Origin of the sequence: Psychroserpens sp. NJDZ02, assembly GCF_004843725.1 — a bacterium.
GTDB lineage: Bacteria > Bacteroidota > Bacteroidia > Flavobacteriales > Flavobacteriaceae > Olleya.
The window spans coordinates 3949769-3966590 of sequence record NZ_CP039451.1 but is presented as its reverse complement, the minus strand read 5'-3'; the positions used below and the strand labels follow the sequence as shown (position 1 = coordinate 3966590).

Here is a 16822-nt window from a genome sequence, read left to right as displayed (position 1 = left end):
TAGATAGATAGGAGTAAAGATATCCATATTTACTATTTTTTACCTAAGCTATTGTATTAATTAAAACTCTAACTTAAATAGAGTTGCGTAATTTAATGTTTATTAAAATGAAGTAATTAAAGGATTGATACGGACAATTTCAAAATCGTTTTGGCCAGGTGGTATATGTAATAAAATATAATTTTTATATAACTTTTTGGTGTCTTTATTTTCTGCAATTAAAACACCTTGACCTTCATATGTTCCAATTCTTTCTAGTGAGACAACTTTACCATCACCTAAGATTCGCATTGTGTAGTGTTCTATAGGTAACATCTTGTTTTTAAAACCATTAAATGTAGCCGTTAAATTAGCTTCGTAAGCTAATATTTGAGATGAGTTAAAATAATTAGCCTTGTAAAATTCACTATTTCTAAATTCTAATTGTTTCATAAAACCTTTAGAATTTCCTGAATTTAATAGCGCTCTTAACTCTGTAAATTTAGCCAAGACTTTTTTTTCTAATTCTTTATGATCAATAGTCCTTAAATCTTCTGAATTTTTCCATCCGATAAGTTGGAAAGGAACCTTTGCATTAAAATTCCATTCACCATCTAAGTAAGGAATACGTGAGTAATCGTTTGAAATTCTAATGCTTTTATTAACTGTAATTTTCCATTGTTGATATTTTGGTCTTTAAGATATATGCCAAGTCTATCATTTATAAAGGTAAGGTCTTGTGGTTTTATTTTTCCGCCATTTTTTGCAAACGGATGTGTGAGTCTTATTTTTAGTTTTTGTTCGCCATTTTGAAGAATAAACTGATTTAGTTGCGTAGGACCATCCATTCCTAGTTGTATATTTTTCTCTATGATAACATCATTTAGGAGAATTTCAAAAGGCATATTAAACTCATAATAAAAAGAATACTCTTTTATATTAGGGGGACTTGTTTGTTCATAGTACATACCTAATTTATTTTGTTCTTCAAACTTACAAGAGAGAAGGATTAACAATACAAATATACTGGAGTACTTAAATTTTATCATATTATACGTGTAAAGTCATTGCTTCTAAGATTAAGACGCTATTTAATCGTAAAAAGTACTAAAAACTATACCAATTTTCAAACAATGCAATCATTAAGTGATGAGTGTAGTAGTTTTTAATTGCTTTTATAGCATGATTTGTAAAGAGTATTCCAGGAATTAAGTAGATAATTCTAAGCTTTTTTGTTTGCTACAATAGTCTTGCCTTGTAAATACTTCTATCCAATTTACTGTTGCAGACTAAACAAAATATGCTGCTGTTGGATTATCAAATTTAAGATTTATTCTTATACCTTATAAACACAAAAGCTATCTAAATGTATCGATAACTTTACTGCTTCGAAGGATTTGGGTATAACATACATTGCAAACAATCACTGGCTGGGAAGCTATCTATCGTGTAGCTTCTTTATAAAAACATATATGATAACAAATGGTCATTGTGCCTTATTGTTCCAGTGTTGCCTCGGGGGTAGGAACTGCACTTTGGTATAAAGGCTTTGGGAAGCCCGCATAGGTTATGATACCTTTTTATTAACTAATTTATAAAAAAACAAGTCTAAAAACAGGAGTATTAAAAAATAAAATCCTCCCATCCACATGGCTGTAGCATTAGAAGGAGCATTCATTTTAGGAAGTAATGTACAAATAGATAATAGTAAAAAACAAATAAGAGCCAGAGATATATATTTAGTTTTCAAATGTTTTATAGAAGCATTATCTATAAATTTAACCTTTAAAGGTTCTGTAATGACAACAAAAAGAAGAACGATGTAATTGTATTTTCCTATTGTACCAAATAAAACAAACAGTCCAAAAGTATAAATCAGAGCCCAAATCATGCCAGGCGATGTTAATATTTTAGAACGATCAACGGGAATAGTTAATACGGATAGTACAGCCACAAAATAAATAAATAAATGGAAGTAAAGCAATTGCAGATAAGTTGATTATATAATCGAGACTATCTGGATAAAATAATTGTTTGAAGTATAAAAAAGACCAAAACAGATTAAAGAGAATTGTTGAGATTATCCAGATTTTTCTTTTAATATTAAACAGAACTATCATAGGTTATCTTATAGGGACTAGTGGACCTCTTTTTACGGGTCTATGAAAAGTAAATCCATAAAAAGATAGTCGTTTTTTACCTTTTTCATTTGTATAACCAATTCGAATCACTGGTTCTCTTTTGTTTTTTAAATCAGTTCTTAATAGGCAAACGGTTTTTCCATCGCCAAAAAAATAGAGTTTATAATTCTCTATTGGTTTTAAATGAAATAAAGAATTATCAAAATTCTCGGAATAATCGTCTATAACTTCCAAAACATCATTTTTTTCGCTGCTGTAAATAGACTGCAGTCTTTCGATTAATTTAACTTTATTAAAGACAATTATATCTTTAATATTCTTATCTTGAAATTTATTTCTAAGTTCCATGTACGCATTAACAACCTCGATTTCTAAATCTTCTTGGTTTTCTTGAGTTAAGTCAACACTTTCTTTCCAACCTTTTAGAGAATACGGTACATCTGCATTAAATGTTCCTTCATATTCAAAGTATGGGCTACCTGCTAATTTAAATTCTTTAATTCCTGATTCCGTTATTGTATGAGGTAACGAAAATTCAAAATCAATTTTTGATTCTTCTCCTAAATTACTCCAATCTTTATGACTAAAACTTAAATTGAACTTAGTATCTTTTGTTAGGCTATCTGCTTGTATTAGTTGTTTATTTTCCTTGTAATAACCGGGATATAATTTTATTGTAAATGTTTGTATGCCACTTTTTAATATTTGAGGATTTATAGGGACGCTAGTAGCAATACCTCCTTTATTATAGTAGCTTAAAACAGGCATGTCGTTAACTAAAAACTCAAAACTACAGGCACTTGTGTTTATACTAGCATGATAACTAGGCTTGTCTTTAAATGTTACTAATTGACTAGCTATTTCATTTATTATTTTATCCATTTCAGCATTGTTTTTATTTTGTGAATTACAATACGAAACACTCATGATTATAAATAGTAGTAATATTGTTTTTTTTATCATTTTATTTAATAAAATTCTATTGGACTTAATTTTTATATAACTCTGTCAATAACTTGATAATGACCTGCAATACTTGTTTATTCTACCCTTATCGTCCTTTTCTACCAATTTTATATCATTATGGATATTTCCCCCGTTGGCATGCGTTTGTAACGATTGTCGTTTATGTTATGCTAATAAACCATTCGTATCAATTTTTAAAAGCCTCTAATGCAATTATACCTTATTTAAAGGTCTATAAAATAATACGCGCGGAGTAGGAGTAGAGCAATATACAAATAATTATATCTTTTTATTATTTTCTGTAATAGTCTTGCCTTATAAATGCATGTATCCAATATACTGTAGTTAACGAAGCAAAATATAAAGCTGTTGGATTTTAAAATTTAGGCTTACAATTCATGTCTTGAAAAAAACGACCTATTTGAATAGGTAGCTTTTGTTATTTGTTAAACTTAATTGGTCCGTCACTCGTTACAAACTAACGCTAGTTGAGAGCAAAGTAATTCTTGAACCATCTACAGCTAAAAGCCTAAAGCCTTGACACCTTTTCATTACTCGATCATTGTCAGTATAAAACTCATTGAGCAAGCTATCATATAGATGCTTAAATACTTCTAGTTTAATTTTTTTACGAGCTTGAACAAACGCACTTTTCGTGGATTTATTAGAAGTGTTTGTCTTTACTATAAAATTAAAAAAGTTCTCTATTTCTAAAGTTATACTTTTTCTTAGCATATTTCACTTGAACAACAATGTAAGGTGAAATATTTGTTTTCTAATCCTTGTAAAGTACCTTTTTTTGATACTCGAAATTCTTACTTTAGCTCTTCACTTAATAATTCTGATTTAACTCGTTCCAAATAAAAACAGGAGCTTTAATCAATGCGATAAGGGTTTGATTATAATTGAAATACACAAAATTAAATGTTGAAAAAATAAAATAACACTTTAAATAAAACAAATAAAAATTTAAATTAGTGACATTGAATGAGCGCTAGTAGTGAATTTTAAAAAAAAATAGACTTAACAAAAACAGAAAAAAAAGCGATTGCAATAGCTATTAATAAAACAGCACAACCAACTCTTAAATATGGGTTTTTATGTACATAAATATTATAGAATTTTTCATCCATAATAATCAATGGAGCACCATCAAGACTTTTACATATCTCGAGACTATTGTTATCACCATTACTAACTGTACCTAATACAATGTAGTTGGTATTATCTGCCAATAGTATATTCTCTATTAAATATGTTCCTTTATTGTTTTTTTTACTTTCATTAATATTTAGATGTATTTTTATATCATAAGCGTTGACTTTTATTTTTCCGCTTTTATCTTTTATGTAAAAATCTCTACATTCTGTTTGAGAAGATAGCGTTTTCCATTTTTTATCTGAATGACTATTTTTGAATGGCTTTCTAGAAACCCATTTTTTTTCATAAAAAGTATAGCCTATACATTTGCTTTTGGTTAACAATGACAGCATGCTGCTCTCTGTTTCTGCAATTCCATTTATTTTATAAAGTGTACCTGCCTTTAAATCTGAAATTGGAGTAATAGGTAGTGTATTGAGTAATTTTGTTGGGTCAGTGTTTTTATATTTACTCATTTTTTAATTTTGATTATAACAATAATAGGTAAAGTATTGCTTTTATCTAATCATTTCTAAAGGTCTTCTCTTTTAGGACGATGAAGAAGGACTTAAAAAAAGCATTATTACGTTTTAAAAAAGTCATATAAAATTAAACTCGTAATTAAAATAAAAATTAAAAAACCAATTTTCTTTAATATAGAGATCAAATTATTATTTGTCAAATTATAATATGAAATATCAGAAATGAAAAATTGATTTTTATTTTTTTTAATCACTTTCTCTCCTTCATCATTAAGTGTAACCTTACCAACTAATACATATTCAGTATCATCTTCAAGTAATAAGTACTCTATATCTTTTGAATCATTCGTAATATTTTTTTCATGTTGATTCACAATAATTGCAATAGTAATTCCTTTTGCAATAACTCTAATTTTGCCTGATGTATCTTCAATAAAAAAATCGTTGCATTTTGATTTTGAATTTTTCGATTTCCACGCTCTCCAAGCAGAGCTTTCCTTTTTTTCTTCTAAAGTACGGATTTTACGAGTTTTGGAAGGAGTATAAAGCAATTCAGAATAATGATAACCAATGCATTTGGATTTTGATATAGGAGAAGTAATAGTGTCAATAGTCTTTAATTTTCCTCTAACCATTACTAATCCTGTTGGTAATAATCCAATTTTATATTTAATAGGCTTTTTCACTAATTTTTATTTTGTCTTATTCACAGTAAATGAAATATACTATCTAATTTCTAATTTAACATTGCGTTTAGGACGATGCAATAGTATATCATAGTGACTATTATACTCATCTCCATCTTCTTCATAACTTGACATTAAAGCTGATTCTCCACGGTATTTTTGTTCAATACGTTCTAGAGTAACTAACCGACCATTACCATAAAACACCAACTTGTAGTTTTCAATAGGCTCCATTATAAAATCTTTTCTTTTTTTTGAGTCAAAATTCACTAAATAATCATCATCCCATCTATTCTGTATCCCATCTTTGGTAAGATATAATTGTTGAGCTATTACTTTTTCTTTTTCGTATACTTTTTCTGCCAGTTTTGCTTTATCTTTTTTCTGATAAATAGTTTTCATCTCAGAATAAAAAAGGAAGACCTCTTTGGTTAATTCTTTTAAGCTATCGTTATCTTTAGTAATTAATACTTGAGAGTTTTCTAATTTTGAAACGGTATATGGTACCTCTGCTATGAAACTAGTGTTTTCTTCATAATAAGGCATTTCTGGATGGCTAAACCACGGTATATTATCTTTTCTGTTTTTTCTGGGGTCTGTTGGTGCTTGCCAAGAGAATATAGTTTCTTCATCTGTAGATTGCCCATCTTTTAGAGTATTGGCCACTATATCAATACTTAAATGAGAATTACCTAATTCTTGTTCTGGTTTGTTTGTTTTTTTATTTAAGCCAGGATATAGTCTTATTTCTATTTTTTGTTTACCTCTATTATATATAGCTTGGTTAATTGGTGTGTAAAGTCCATTTGCTACTTGTCCAACTGCTACATCATGATAGAAAAGTACTTTTACATCATTTATTAATATTTCAAAATTACAATTAGAACTGGATAGTATTATTCCATAATGAATTTCATTATCATAGTATTCTACTGTTTTATAAAGGTCATAGATATCTTTTTCCTTAATATTTGTTGTTGCCATAATAGTGTTTTCTTTTTTTTCTTGAGCACAAGAAACTATATTTATAAATAGTGAGATATAAATTAAAATATTTTTTATCATTGTTATCATTTAAAATTTATTAGCTGGAAATTAATGCTATTTTAGTGTCAAAAACATGTTCATAAGCATCCATTATTACAAATTGTTTACTAGTATCTGCTGATTCTTCAAATAATGGTTCTGAATCTTTTTTCAATAGAAACCTTAACTGAAGCTTTTAAATCTAAAATCACACCAGCAAATGATAATTTAGGACTCCACTTCTCATGTTCCATTAAATCGGCTATTCGTTTTTTAAGTTCATCAGTTAAGGCGATTCATTTTTGTTTTAGGCAATGTCTATTAATCGCTTTATATTGCGGGTATTTTGCAATGTAAATGCCAGCTGTACGACCTCTACTGGGAGTATTCCTTTTTAATTCTCTTGATACAGTACTTTTATTAATACCAATAATTTTTGCTAGTTGTGTAATAGTAATTCCGGTCTGTAATAATGTAGAGATTTGATACCTTTGTAACAAGGTCAATTGTTTGTAATGTTTCATCCAAAACGAATATAAATATTGAGCCTAAAATAGGTGGGGCTAGCTCCATCTATTTTTAATATTGGTTTGGAACTTATGATTTAAACTTGGATTTCTTTAAAATAAGTAAATTCTTTAAGAATTTTAAATTTTTCCGAGGGTAATGGTTTTCCAGATTTTTACTTATCCCTTTTCCTTTTTTAGACTTTTTAAAATCTTTTTTTTCGAAAAGCAATATACAAATAATTACATTTTTTTTTATTTTATGCAATAATCTATACTTTTTATTAGAAAATTGAAATACTCTTGCCTTGTCAATACATTTATCCAATACACCGTGACAAACTAAGCAGAATAAGCTGCTATTGGATTATGATTTCTAATTATAAGTTAAAAACAATACAAGCTATCTAAATATTTAGATAACTTATATTGTTTATTTCTGTTTGTAGAGCATACTCGGTATTGCACTCGTTACAAATAAGCGCCAGCGGGGAATTAATTTTATTTTCAAACTTATTATCTTATAATCTCTTAATGGCGGCCCTTTTTTAACTTGTATAGCAGAAATGTATTTGTAGCCTTATCCTCTTCTATTATATTGTCTTTATTACAAAAACCGATTAATATTACTTTTACCTTGTTTTTTAATCGTTGTTCCGAAAATCTTTTATTGATCTCTCTCTTTACAACAAGGTTTGTTAAACAATCAATAATTATATTTTGGGAAGAAACTTCAACAGAACCAGTTTCGTCTTTTATTATAAATTTATCACAATATAAATTATTCTCTATTGTAGAAAAGCTTGAAGTAGACTTGCCAATTCCACCAGATCTAATATATCTAACGGACTCAACTTTGTAGGTATATGCTATACATTTTTTTTCTGTTAACTTTGAAATTAATGGTGTAATGGCTTCTACAGTGCCCTCAATTTTTACAAGTCCAGTTTTTAAATCTTTTATTCTTGTTATTGGAAGCTCTTTTTTTAATCTTCTTATATTTTTATCTTGTTTTGAAGGTATTAGAATAAATAAAATAGTTATTAGAAATAAGCATAACATGCCTAAAATAATACCAAGAGTGTCTATTAAAAATAGACCTAAAGCAAGAAAAACAATCGTTTTTAAACCTTTAATTATTGTTGATTTTGTATTTGTTCCCAAAATTAATATGAAATATTATTTTATAATTAGTTAAAATATTTTGGCTCCTATAGTTTTTTGTTATCCATGTCATTGTTGGTACTATCATCATTATACTTACGCGTATTTTAGATCTTTATGTAAGCATCGATACCTTTCAATTTTTGATTTTCTTACTCTATTTTATTGTAAAATGAAAAGCTTAAACCAATAGTCATAAGCATAGAAACTAAAATAGTTCCGATGAACAATACAATAGACCAAAATGATTTTTTTATAATAATACCATCTTTATAGAAAATACTTGCAGACTTTCCTTTGATTATTTCTTCACTTGTTCCCTCGTTACTATCGATACGGATTATATTACCTGTTTTATCCTCTAACTCAAGAATTGCATAATTAAAGTAAATCTTGTTTCCTGTATTACTTCTTTTATAGAATTTAGATACACTATCTACTATCGTAGCGTCATATTTTGGGTAAGTTATTACACCATATAATGCATGGGTGGCTCCAAATGTTAATCCTATGAACATATAACAAAAAGGAACACCTGTCAAAAGATAAAATAAAAGAATACTGTATCCTTTTTTTTGATCTTTGCTTTTTCTTATTTTTTTTAAAAGCAATAAAGAAAATGCGATCAGTATTCCATAAATTAGATAGGTTATATAATCTGGGGATTGAGGTAGACCAAATGAAATCATGTTTATAGACTAATTATTTTTAAAAGCTTTAATTTAGTGTTATCTTATTATTTCAAAAGTATCACTACCTGCAGGCATATGTAATTTAGTTCCTATTGCATATATAGAACCTTCATCATTAAATATTAAAGCATTCCAACCTTTGATATTTACTTCAATATCTTCAAAGAAATCAGTTTCCCTTCGTTCTAATGATACAATTCTGGCGTTTGTATAGAATTTTAGTTCATAATCTTCAATTGGTAACATATTTCCTTTAGATTCTTCTTTTATCTCGGTTAAAATACTTTTCCAATTTTCATCAAAATTTGATTCTTTTTCATAGGAAATTTTCCAAATTTCTTTTCTTACTAATTCGCTTTTTCCATTCTAAGGTATCGCCTGCATTTAGAATACTTTTTAATTCGTTATAGTATTTTAATACCTGTTTCATAATTTCTAAAGAGTCTGCCTTCTTAAAAACTTTACTATTATTCCAGCCTTCAACTTTGTAGGTAAGATCTTCAATCTCTATTTCCATTGTTTTTTGCTTAAAAGGTTAAAACTTCAAAATTATGTAACCAACGATTAAAAAAGGTATAAAAACCCATCGGTAGGCATAAAAATACTCCGTTCCTTTTATGGGGAACAATTTTTCTTCTTTTTTAAAGTATCTTTTCATAATATCACCACTTGTCCAAAGCTTTTAATTTTGCTTCACAGAATAATCTGCGTTCTTCTGGCAAGTTACTTAAACCAGCTTTAGCCTCTTTAAATTTTCCTTTCTCTATTAAAAAATAGGGGTCGTTAATTAAATCTCTACGGACGTAGGTTGGGAAAAAAAAATCTTGAATAGCCAAATGGTATTTTTGTAAACGCTCTTTAAATACAGGCCAACCTCCTGAAGCTTTAAAAACATAACCGATAGATTGAAAATTTCGAGGTCTTCCTTTTTCTCCAAATTCTGTAAAACAATGTGTTTCATCACCTTTTTCGGGTTGATAGGCTGTTTGAGAACATTCCAAACCATTCATATATATATATATATTATAATCAGGATATTGCCAGTCATAATAATTTGAAATTATCATTTTCGGAGTATAACTTTCTGTCTTATTTAACAAAATACAATATTCTGTAAAATCAGAAGGTATGAGATATTCTTTGTAAATACTATCTTGTTGATCAAATGTGTAATTATGATGTTTAATACCACTTGGCCCAGCAAGTGGCCTTATTCTTTTTTTAAATTTACCCACCACAAATGCTTTATTAGTATCTAATAATTTTAAACCGCTTAAATAGTGTTCATCTAATTTTCTAATATTAATTTCATCTTGTTCATTAAACCAAACATCGTCTCTTTCGCTATATTTGTTAAAAAAGCCTAAAAGAATATTTACACTAACCAAAAATAGACCTATTTTATAAAAATATTGTTGCCACTTAGGGCCTGTACGGATTGTAAGTAAATATACCTGTAAACAAAGTATACTGCTAATTAGTAGTAAAAAGTAGTTAGTAGGTCCATCCATTCCTCCTCCATAGGTTAAGACTTCAAAATTATGTAACCAAACGATTAAAAAAGGTATAAAAAACCATCGGTAGGCATAAAAATGCTCCGTTCCTTTTATGGGGAACAATTTTTCTTCTTTTTTAAAGTAGCTTTTCATTAGGCTTCTATTTTATTTTTTTTTAGGTAACTACTTGCTTAGTGTTATGCTTAAAGCTCTCTAAAATAATATGCGTGAAGTAGAAGTAGAGCAATATACAAATAATTATATCTTTTATTATTTTCTACAATCGTCTTGCCTTATAATTACATGTATACAATATACTGTAGTAAACGAAGCAAAATATACAGCTGTTGGATTATAAAATTTAGGCTTACAATTCATGTCTTAAAATAAAGCTACCTAAATGAATAGATGGCTTTTGTTTTTTTGTTCTTTTTGTAGAACTTACCGGTACGGCACTCGTTACAAACGAGTGCTAGCGGGGACACTTTTTTTCTTAGTCATTTTCTCAAATAAATTACCATTCACCAATTAATAAACGTTCTGCTTGCTGTTCAGGTGTTGCCTCTGGTGTCGCAGTATTACTTGTATATAAAGGCTTTTGAAAACCTGCTGCCTTACGGCGTTCAAAATCTTTATCTCTATAGGCATCAAAAGCTGTTCCAGGTGGTAATGGGCGGTTTTTATCCATATACCAAACATATAAGCTCCACTCTTCATAAGGGTCTTCGTAAGTAATGGTTTTTAACACATCTAAAACTCGAGGTCTAAATGTATTTACTAACTTTAAATACTCAGTAGGTGAGTAGCCATCAATATCTCCAGAAACTCCTATTAAAGCTTTCAAAGTATTGAAAGGCCCAACTAAAGGTTTGCCAAAAAAAGGAGCTGGGTAAGAAATAATGCCTTTTTGTCTGTCAAAATGGAGTTGCATGTGCTTTTTGGGCTTTAAAGTGCCTAATAAAATTAAAAATAGACCAGGGAGCATAAAAATTAAATCTAGAAAACTAGGGTTACCATTACCATGATAGTAATAGCCAAAAAAACCAATTAAAAAAAATATAGTTCCTAAAGTAATAGCCCCAACTGAATTAGCTCTGTGTGATTCAATAAAAAACTCATCATTAGCAGTAGTTATTATGGCGCCCCTTTTTGGTTTTACAATTTCTATATCAATACTTCTAGGATATTGAAGTATTCTATGTTCAATATATTTACTCATTTATTTTTGGTTGTTTAAATCTCGTTAAATTTTCAATATTGTCAAGATCAACAATATTAATCTGTTGGTCTTTTTCTAATGCTAGCGCTCGTTTGCAACGAGTGCATACAAAACTAAGCAAATAACTCCATACCTTTTTCTTTTCTGCAATAGTCTATGCTTTCCACTAGAATATTAAAATACTCCTGCCTTGTAAATACATCTATCCAATATACTGTGGCAAAAGAAACAAAATAGGCTGCTGTTGGATTATGAAATTTATATTTTCTACTCATAACTTAAAAATACAAAAAGCTACCTAAATCAATAGATAGCTTTTATTTTTAATTCTTTTATAGAACTTACTCGCTACGGCACTCGTTACAAACGAGCGCTAGCGGGAGATGCGAATTATAAGCTAAGATTTATTTTTTGGCTTTTTTCTCAATAAACTATAGTGCGCTTCTTCTTCTGAGGCAATATAATCTTCATCTCTCCAAAAAGCTTCGCGAACTAATTGTTGTTCTGCTGTAGCTTCGGGAGTTGGTATTAGGCTTTTAAACAAAGGTTTTGGGAAACCTTCCGACTTACGTCGCTCAAAATCTTTTTCTCTAAATTCATCAAAAGCAGTGCCTGGTGGTAAAGGACGGTTTTTATCCATATACCAGACATAAAATGACCAATCTTGTTGAGGTGTACTAGGGTAGAATCCACCTCTAGATATGTAGGCATTATGTCTTTTAACTATATTAGATGAATAATCTCTATAAAACCAAAGTTTTTTACCTGAGTAAGTAGTAGCAGAACCTCCTATCGCGTGTATAGAAACGCGCAAATGGGAAAAAGGTATTTTTAAATATTCTTTGTCTCCTATTTTAGGTAAAGTAATCAAAGTATTAACTCTATCTAATAGCATGAAGCAATAATCTGCAGTTTCTTGATATTTTTTCCAATAATTGTAAGTGATTTTACCAAAAAATGCACCCAATACAATGAAAAATAAATAAATACCCAATGGCAATAATCCCCCTTCCTCAATAGTGAAAATAAGAGGTCCAAGAACTCCAAAAAAAAGTGTTACCGCCAGATATATATGTGTATCTATCTTGTGACTAGCTTTATCACTAGGCACAGATTCTTTAATTAAACGCTCACTGAATAAACCATAATAACCTATATGTTTAGCAAGAAATTCCTTATCCTTAGCTTCTGGTAGTTGTGTAATAAGAAACGGAACTCGTTTAAAATTTTTAAAAACTTTTGCGTCATTATAATTTTTATCAATATCTATTTCCATTCTTTTTTGCTTAAAAGGTTTTGTTTTGTGTCAGCGATAACTCTTTCATTAATACCATTATCATGATACATTCCACTACTAGAGGTGGAACGTATAGTTGGTATTATTGATGCGTTGTACCGTGGTGTTGCTCCATTAGGGAAAGGAAAATATTGTCCTCCCGGGAAAGCTACAAAATTTTTAAATAAAAATACTACAACATAAATGCCGTAGTTTTAATTATTATATTACTCAACTACTAATGGCACGAGCGATACGCACGCGGGGAGATTCATTTTAAATTACTCTATTGGTTTCCAAATGTTATTTTTTGGGGCATTATAATTTCCTTTCTTTATTAAAAAAAGTACAAATTCATTCTCAGTTAAATCATAGTCCTCTTCTTCCTCTTTTAATCCTTTTTCTCCTAACTTAAAAAATGGTAGGAAATTGAGTTTCCAAATATCATTTTCTTTTTCAAAATAAATCGGCACCGTTAGGTCCTTTTTAATCATTACAAAATCTGCTACAGCAGAATTGCCATCAATTTTTACATTATCTAATTCCCCCCGCTAGCGCTCGTTTGTAACGAGTGCCGTTCATGTTATCCTAAGAATCCAATATTATCAATTCTTAATACCGTATGATCATTTGCAAAATTATTAGCGCTACTATATTTCCAACCTATAGGGTTACTAACAAAACCAGAAACAACAGGGTTGTTATGGATGTAATCTATTTTTTGTTTTATAACAGTAGCACTCCATAGCTCTATAGGTTTGTTATTGTGCTGCCAAAACTGATATTTTGATACATTACCTTTTTCTTTTCCTGCTCTTTTAAACATCCATAATAACCATTCTTTTCTACTTTCGCTAGGGTTTTCTTCAATTGCTTTTAATATTCTTTTAGAGGTGTATTTTTTAAAATCTCTCAATAGACTCATTGGGTCTTCCTTAGAATCTCTAAACACAAAATGCACATGGTTAGGCATAAAGCAATATGCAAATAACTCCATACCTTTTTCTTTTCTGCAATAGTCTATGCTTTCCACTAGAATATTAAAATACTCCTGCCTAGTAAATACATCTATCCAATATACTGTGGCAAAAGAAACAAAATAGGCTGCTGTTGGATTATGAAATTTATGCTTTCTGCTCATACCTTAAAAATACAAAAAACTACCTAAATGAATAAATAGCTTTTATTTTTAATGCTTTTGTAGAACTTACTCGGTACGGCACTCGTTACAAACGAGCGCTAGCCGGGGGATTGGTACATTAATTGTCTAATTTAGGATTGTATGAAGCTAACAATCGTTTGGGATGACTTTTAACAAAACTAAGTAAATAATTATATCCTTTTTTATTCTATAGAATACTTTATACTAGGATATTAAAATAATCTGACCATGTAAACATATCTATCCATAATACTGAAGCAAACAAAACAAAATAGGCTGCTGTTGGATTATGAAATTTATGCTTTCTGCTCATACCTTAAAAATACAAAAAGCTACCTAAATGAATAAATAGCTTTTATTTTTAATGCTTTTGTAGAACTTACTCGGTACGGCACTCGTTACAAACGAGCGCTAGCCGGGGACGATTACAAATGCAATATACAATTATACGTGCTGTACAAAAGCACATTAGATTAATTACTATACATAACTAGGGGATTGTTAATTTGGTATTAGCTATAAAGTAAAAAGGAAACAAAGGTTTTAAAACCGATGTTTCCTCTTTTTATATATTAAAGCTTATTTAGACTTATTTTGCATTTTTAATCTTAGTCCAACCCAATTTAATGTTACTATAAACTAATAGTTTTAAGTTTTATAGCGCACGTATTATAAATATCTATTGTTTTAAAAGTATTACCGTATAATCTCTAATGGTGCCCCTTTTTTAGGACGGTGGAGGTGGAGGAATAGATAGCCAACATATTCTAAGTCATTTTTATTATAATCCATTTGGAGTGATGGTTTGCCTTTGTAAGATCCAGTATTATCATACAAACCGATCATTTTACCATTACCAAAAAACTGAACAGAAAAATCATCAAGAGGTTGTAGTTTTTTTTCATTATAAAGGGCGTATTTCTTATAAGGTTTTAAGTTCTTTATCATGCCAGTGCTATCACTATAATAGCATTGGGCAATTTCTTTTGTTTTTTTTTCTGTTAATGTAAAAAAAGTTTGATAATCACCTTCCGTTATGGCCCGTCCTGCACTTTTGTATAATTTAAGTGCCTCTTCTAATAATTTATCGGGATCTTCTTTACGCAAATCTACAGACTCTGACCAACCTACTAAATCGTATTCCACGTCTGCATTAAAATAGCCTGTATAGACAGCTATAGGTTGTCCTTCGTCAGCATAAATCATAGTTTCTGCACCATCATCGTTAATTCCTGGTTTAGTTGGTAATTCGAAAGTAATACCGTCGTCTACAGTGTCTACAAAACCATCATCAAACACAACGCCTTTTATATCTAACTTAAAAGATGCATCTTTTGGTAGGGTCTTTGCAAAATCGCCGTTAGTTAACCGTGGGGGATATAGTGTTATACTAAAACGTTGTTTACCCGCTTTTAATATATTAGGATTTATAGGAAAACTTGTCCCTATGCCACCGGTACTATAATAGTTGTAGACATAATCATCATTAACCCTTAACTCAAAGCTACAGCCACTACTATAAAACGAAGCGTTATAATTTATAGGGGTAGTGGGTTGCTTAATTTGTTTATAATAATTTAAAAGTTCTTCTTCCATAGTAGTATTAGTGGTTTTTTGTTGTGCACAAGCTTGTAAAGCTAGTAAAAGTGTTATTGCAATTATTTTTGTTTTCATTATAGTTTTTATTTTTTATTGAAATACCATTTGCCAAGAGGTATAGTATCTTGTTTGGCTATGGCTTGAAAAGTAAGAGTAGCTTTATCGCCAATAGTGTATGTGTCTTGATCCCCATTATCATCTTTTTCCATTATTGCCTTTGCAGAGAGCTCAGCTTCTCCTTTAAAGGCTAACCCTTGAAAAGACCAAGTAGAATCTAAATAGAGTCCATTATCATCTGCTTTAATGTTGCCTTCTGCTAGCCATTTAGCTTCAGCTGTAAATCCTTCTGTATTAGCTAACTCTAGAGTAACACTTTTTTCTGGTTCTATAGTTAATAAATGATCCGTATCGTTGACCTCTACAGTTGTAGTTGTCTTTATTACCTTTATGCTATTTTTAGTTGCCATAAATTTGTTTGCTTTATTTGTTGTAGAACCAACCTAACAGTATCATTATAATGAAAATAATAAAAGGCATTTTCCAAATTAATTCGGAAGGTTTATATATCAAATATAGAATGGTGGATATAATTAGTAGAAGTAATGCTGTACTTCCAAAAATAATCATTTTTATAAAGCCTCCAGGAACATGAGTGCTGCTATTTTCGGGTAACAGATACCAAATACAAGCAAGCGTTTGAAGTATTATAATTATATATGGACTAAACTTGTGAATCATCGTATTATTTTTAGAATTTTATTTATATTGATTTTCAACAGAACCTGCAGAATACAAACCATAACTTTTGCCTTCATTATCCACTACAAATGGATAGATTTTTTCTCTTAAATATTCTTTTAGAACCTCTTCTGTATTATTTTTTTTGAAAAACATTAAAATTTGGTACGAAGCATTTATGGCGTTATGCTTAAACTCTCTAAAATAATATGCGCGGAGTAGGAGTAGAGCAATATACAAATAATTATATCTTTTCTTATTTTCTACAATAGTCTTGCCTTATAAATACATATATCCAATATATTGTGCTGATGGATTTTAAAATTTAGGCTTACAATTCATGTCTTGAAAAAAAGCTACCTAAATGAATAGATAGCTTTTGTTATTTGATTCTTTTTGTAGAACTTACCGGTACGGCACTCGTTACAAACGAGTGTTAGCGAGGGTACCATTTTCTCTATCCATTATAATATATTTTCTATCTGTTTTTAAGTAAATTAATAATTTGAGACTGTATGTTTTGAAAACTTAACGTAAAATTATCTCAATA

The 16822-nt window shown here is 29.5% G+C and carries 20 protein-coding genes and 1 pseudogene; all 21 read right to left on the bottom strand.

What is annotated here, in order from left to right; translation table 11 throughout:
- Positions 1-102: 102 nt before the first annotated feature.
- A complete protein-coding gene (locus tag E9099_RS17485) occupies positions 103-489 on the bottom strand; it encodes a hypothetical protein (protein WP_136584797.1) in 387 nt (128 codons plus the stop codon).
- Positions 490-593: 104 nt separating this feature from the next.
- Positions 594-947, bottom strand: coding sequence for a hypothetical protein (locus E9099_RS17480; RefSeq protein WP_136584796.1), 354 nt, complete (start codon positions 945-947; stop codon positions 594-596).
- 599 nt (positions 948-1546) lie between these two features.
- Complete coding sequence (locus E9099_RS17475) at positions 1547-1933, bottom strand: hypothetical protein (protein ID WP_168800778.1); 387 nt, start codon at positions 1931-1933, stop codon at positions 1547-1549.
- A gap of 169 nt (positions 1934-2102) precedes the next feature.
- Complete coding sequence (locus E9099_RS17470) at positions 2103-3002, bottom strand: hypothetical protein (RefSeq protein ID WP_136584794.1); 900 nt, start codon at positions 3000-3002, stop codon at positions 2103-2105.
- Between the two features lie 1091 nt (positions 3003-4093).
- Positions 4094-4702 carry a hypothetical protein gene (locus E9099_RS17465; protein WP_136584793.1) on the bottom strand — a complete coding sequence of 203 codons (609 nt, stop codon included), beginning with the start codon at positions 4700-4702 and terminating at the stop codon, positions 4094-4096.
- A 107-nt stretch (positions 4703-4809) separates the two neighbouring features.
- The gene (locus E9099_RS17460; RefSeq protein ID WP_136584792.1) at positions 4810-5394 is read right to left on the bottom strand and encodes a hypothetical protein; all 585 of its coding nucleotides are present in this window, start codon (positions 5392-5394) and stop codon (positions 4810-4812) included.
- Positions 5395-5433: 39 nt separating this feature from the next.
- Positions 5434-6459 (bottom strand): hypothetical protein, encoded by a 1026-nt coding sequence (locus tag E9099_RS17455; protein ID WP_136584791.1) that lies wholly within the window; start codon positions 6457-6459, stop codon positions 5434-5436.
- A 257-nt stretch (positions 6460-6716) separates the two neighbouring features.
- The gene (locus E9099_RS17450; RefSeq protein ID WP_136584790.1) at positions 6717-6944 is read right to left on the bottom strand and encodes a helix-turn-helix domain-containing protein; all 228 of its coding nucleotides are present in this window, start codon (positions 6942-6944) and stop codon (positions 6717-6719) included.
- A 513-nt stretch (positions 6945-7457) separates the two neighbouring features.
- Positions 7458-8090, bottom strand: coding sequence for a hypothetical protein (locus E9099_RS17445; RefSeq protein WP_136584789.1), 633 nt, complete (start codon positions 8088-8090; stop codon positions 7458-7460).
- 152 nt (positions 8091-8242) lie between these two features.
- Positions 8243-8608, bottom strand: a complete 366-nt coding sequence (locus E9099_RS17440; protein WP_136584788.1) for a hypothetical protein — start codon at positions 8606-8608, stop codon at positions 8243-8245.
- A gap of 210 nt (positions 8609-8818) precedes the next feature.
- Positions 8819-9028, bottom strand: coding sequence for a hypothetical protein (locus tag E9099_RS17435; protein ID WP_136584787.1), 210 nt, complete (start codon positions 9026-9028; stop codon positions 8819-8821).
- A gap of 70 nt (positions 9029-9098) precedes the next feature.
- Positions 9099-9299, bottom strand: a complete 201-nt coding sequence (locus tag E9099_RS17430; RefSeq protein WP_136584786.1) for a hypothetical protein — start codon at positions 9297-9299, stop codon at positions 9099-9101.
- A 145-nt stretch (positions 9300-9444) separates the two neighbouring features.
- Complete coding sequence (locus tag E9099_RS17425; RefSeq protein ID WP_136584785.1) at positions 9445-10431, bottom strand: hypothetical protein; 987 nt, start codon at positions 10429-10431, stop codon at positions 9445-9447.
- 361 nt (positions 10432-10792) lie between these two features.
- Positions 10793-11497 (bottom strand): hypothetical protein, encoded by a 705-nt coding sequence (locus E9099_RS17420; RefSeq protein WP_136584784.1) that lies wholly within the window; start codon positions 11495-11497, stop codon positions 10793-10795.
- Positions 11498-11613: 116 nt separating this feature from the next.
- A pseudogene (locus E9099_RS17415) lies at positions 11614-11772 on the bottom strand (transposase); the annotation flags it as partial.
- Positions 11773-11894: 122 nt separating this feature from the next.
- On the bottom strand, positions 11895-12773 hold the full coding sequence (locus E9099_RS17410; protein ID WP_136584783.1) for a hypothetical protein: 879 nt from the start codon (positions 12771-12773) through the stop codon (positions 11895-11897).
- 281 nt (positions 12774-13054) lie between these two features.
- Complete coding sequence (locus E9099_RS17405) at positions 13055-13267, bottom strand: hypothetical protein (RefSeq protein WP_136584782.1); 213 nt, start codon at positions 13265-13267, stop codon at positions 13055-13057.
- 89 nt (positions 13268-13356) lie between these two features.
- The gene (locus E9099_RS17400) at positions 13357-13914 is read right to left on the bottom strand and encodes an REP-associated tyrosine transposase (RefSeq protein ID WP_136584781.1); all 558 of its coding nucleotides are present in this window, start codon (positions 13912-13914) and stop codon (positions 13357-13359) included.
- Between the two features lie 717 nt (positions 13915-14631).
- A complete protein-coding gene (locus tag E9099_RS17390; RefSeq protein ID WP_136584780.1) occupies positions 14632-15609 on the bottom strand; it encodes a hypothetical protein in 978 nt (325 codons plus the stop codon).
- 8 nt (positions 15610-15617) lie between these two features.
- The gene (locus E9099_RS17385; protein ID WP_136584779.1) at positions 15618-16001 is read right to left on the bottom strand and encodes a hypothetical protein; all 384 of its coding nucleotides are present in this window, start codon (positions 15999-16001) and stop codon (positions 15618-15620) included.
- A 289-nt stretch (positions 16002-16290) separates the two neighbouring features.
- Entirely contained in the window at positions 16291-16512 is a 222-nt protein-coding gene (locus E9099_RS17380; RefSeq protein ID WP_136584778.1) for a hypothetical protein, read from the bottom strand.
- Positions 16513-16822: the final 310 nt, after the last annotated feature.

Bases quoted from the DNA above. Each gene is read 5' to 3' on its own strand.
- E9099_RS17430 (WP_136584786.1), bottom strand. From the start codon at position 9,299: ATGGAAATAGAGATTGAAGATCTTACCTACAAAGTTGAAGGCTGGAAT.
- E9099_RS17455 (WP_136584791.1), bottom strand. From the start codon at position 6,459: ATGATAAAAAATATTTTAATTTATATCTCACTATTTATAAATATAGTT.
- E9099_RS17480 (WP_136584796.1), bottom strand. From the start codon at position 947: ATGTACTATGAACAAACAAGTCCCCCTAATATAAAAGAGTATTCTTTT.
- E9099_RS17465 (WP_136584793.1), bottom strand. From the start codon at position 4,702: ATGAGTAAATATAAAAACACTGACCCAACAAAATTACTCAATACACTA.
- E9099_RS17450 (WP_136584790.1), bottom strand. From the start codon at position 6,944: ATGAAACATTACAAACAATTGACCTTGTTACAAAGGTATCAAATCTCT.
- E9099_RS17420 (WP_136584784.1), bottom strand. From the start codon at position 11,497: ATGAGTAAATATATTGAACATAGAATACTTCAATATCCTAGAAGTATT.
- E9099_RS17400 (WP_136584781.1), bottom strand. From the start codon at position 13,914: ATGAGCAGAAAGCATAAATTTCATAATCCAACAGCAGCCTATTTTGTT.
- E9099_RS17385 (WP_136584779.1), bottom strand. From the start codon at position 16,001: ATGGCAACTAAAAATAGCATAAAGGTAATAAAGACAACTACAACTGTA.
- E9099_RS17405 (WP_136584782.1), bottom strand. From the start codon at position 13,267: ATGATTAAAAAGGACCTAACGGTGCCGATTTATTTTGAAAAAGAAAAT.
- E9099_RS17410 (WP_136584783.1), bottom strand. From the start codon at position 12,773: ATGGAAATAGATATTGATAAAAATTATAATGACGCAAAAGTTTTTAAA.
- E9099_RS17470 (WP_136584794.1), bottom strand. From the start codon at position 3,002: ATGGATAAAATAATAAATGAAATAGCTAGTCAATTAGTAACATTTAAA.
- E9099_RS17440 (WP_136584788.1), bottom strand. From the start codon at position 8,608: ATGTTCATAGGATTAACATTTGGAGCCACCCATGCATTATATGGTGTA.
- E9099_RS17390 (WP_136584780.1), bottom strand. From the start codon at position 15,609: ATGAAAACAAAAATAATTGCAATAACACTTTTACTAGCTTTACAAGCT.
- E9099_RS17435 (WP_136584787.1), bottom strand. From the start codon at position 9,028: ATGTTACCAATTGAAGATTATGAACTAAAATTCTATACAAACGCCAGA.
- E9099_RS17425 (WP_136584785.1), bottom strand. From the start codon at position 10,431: ATGAAAAGCTACTTTAAAAAAGAAGAAAAATTGTTCCCCATAAAAGGA.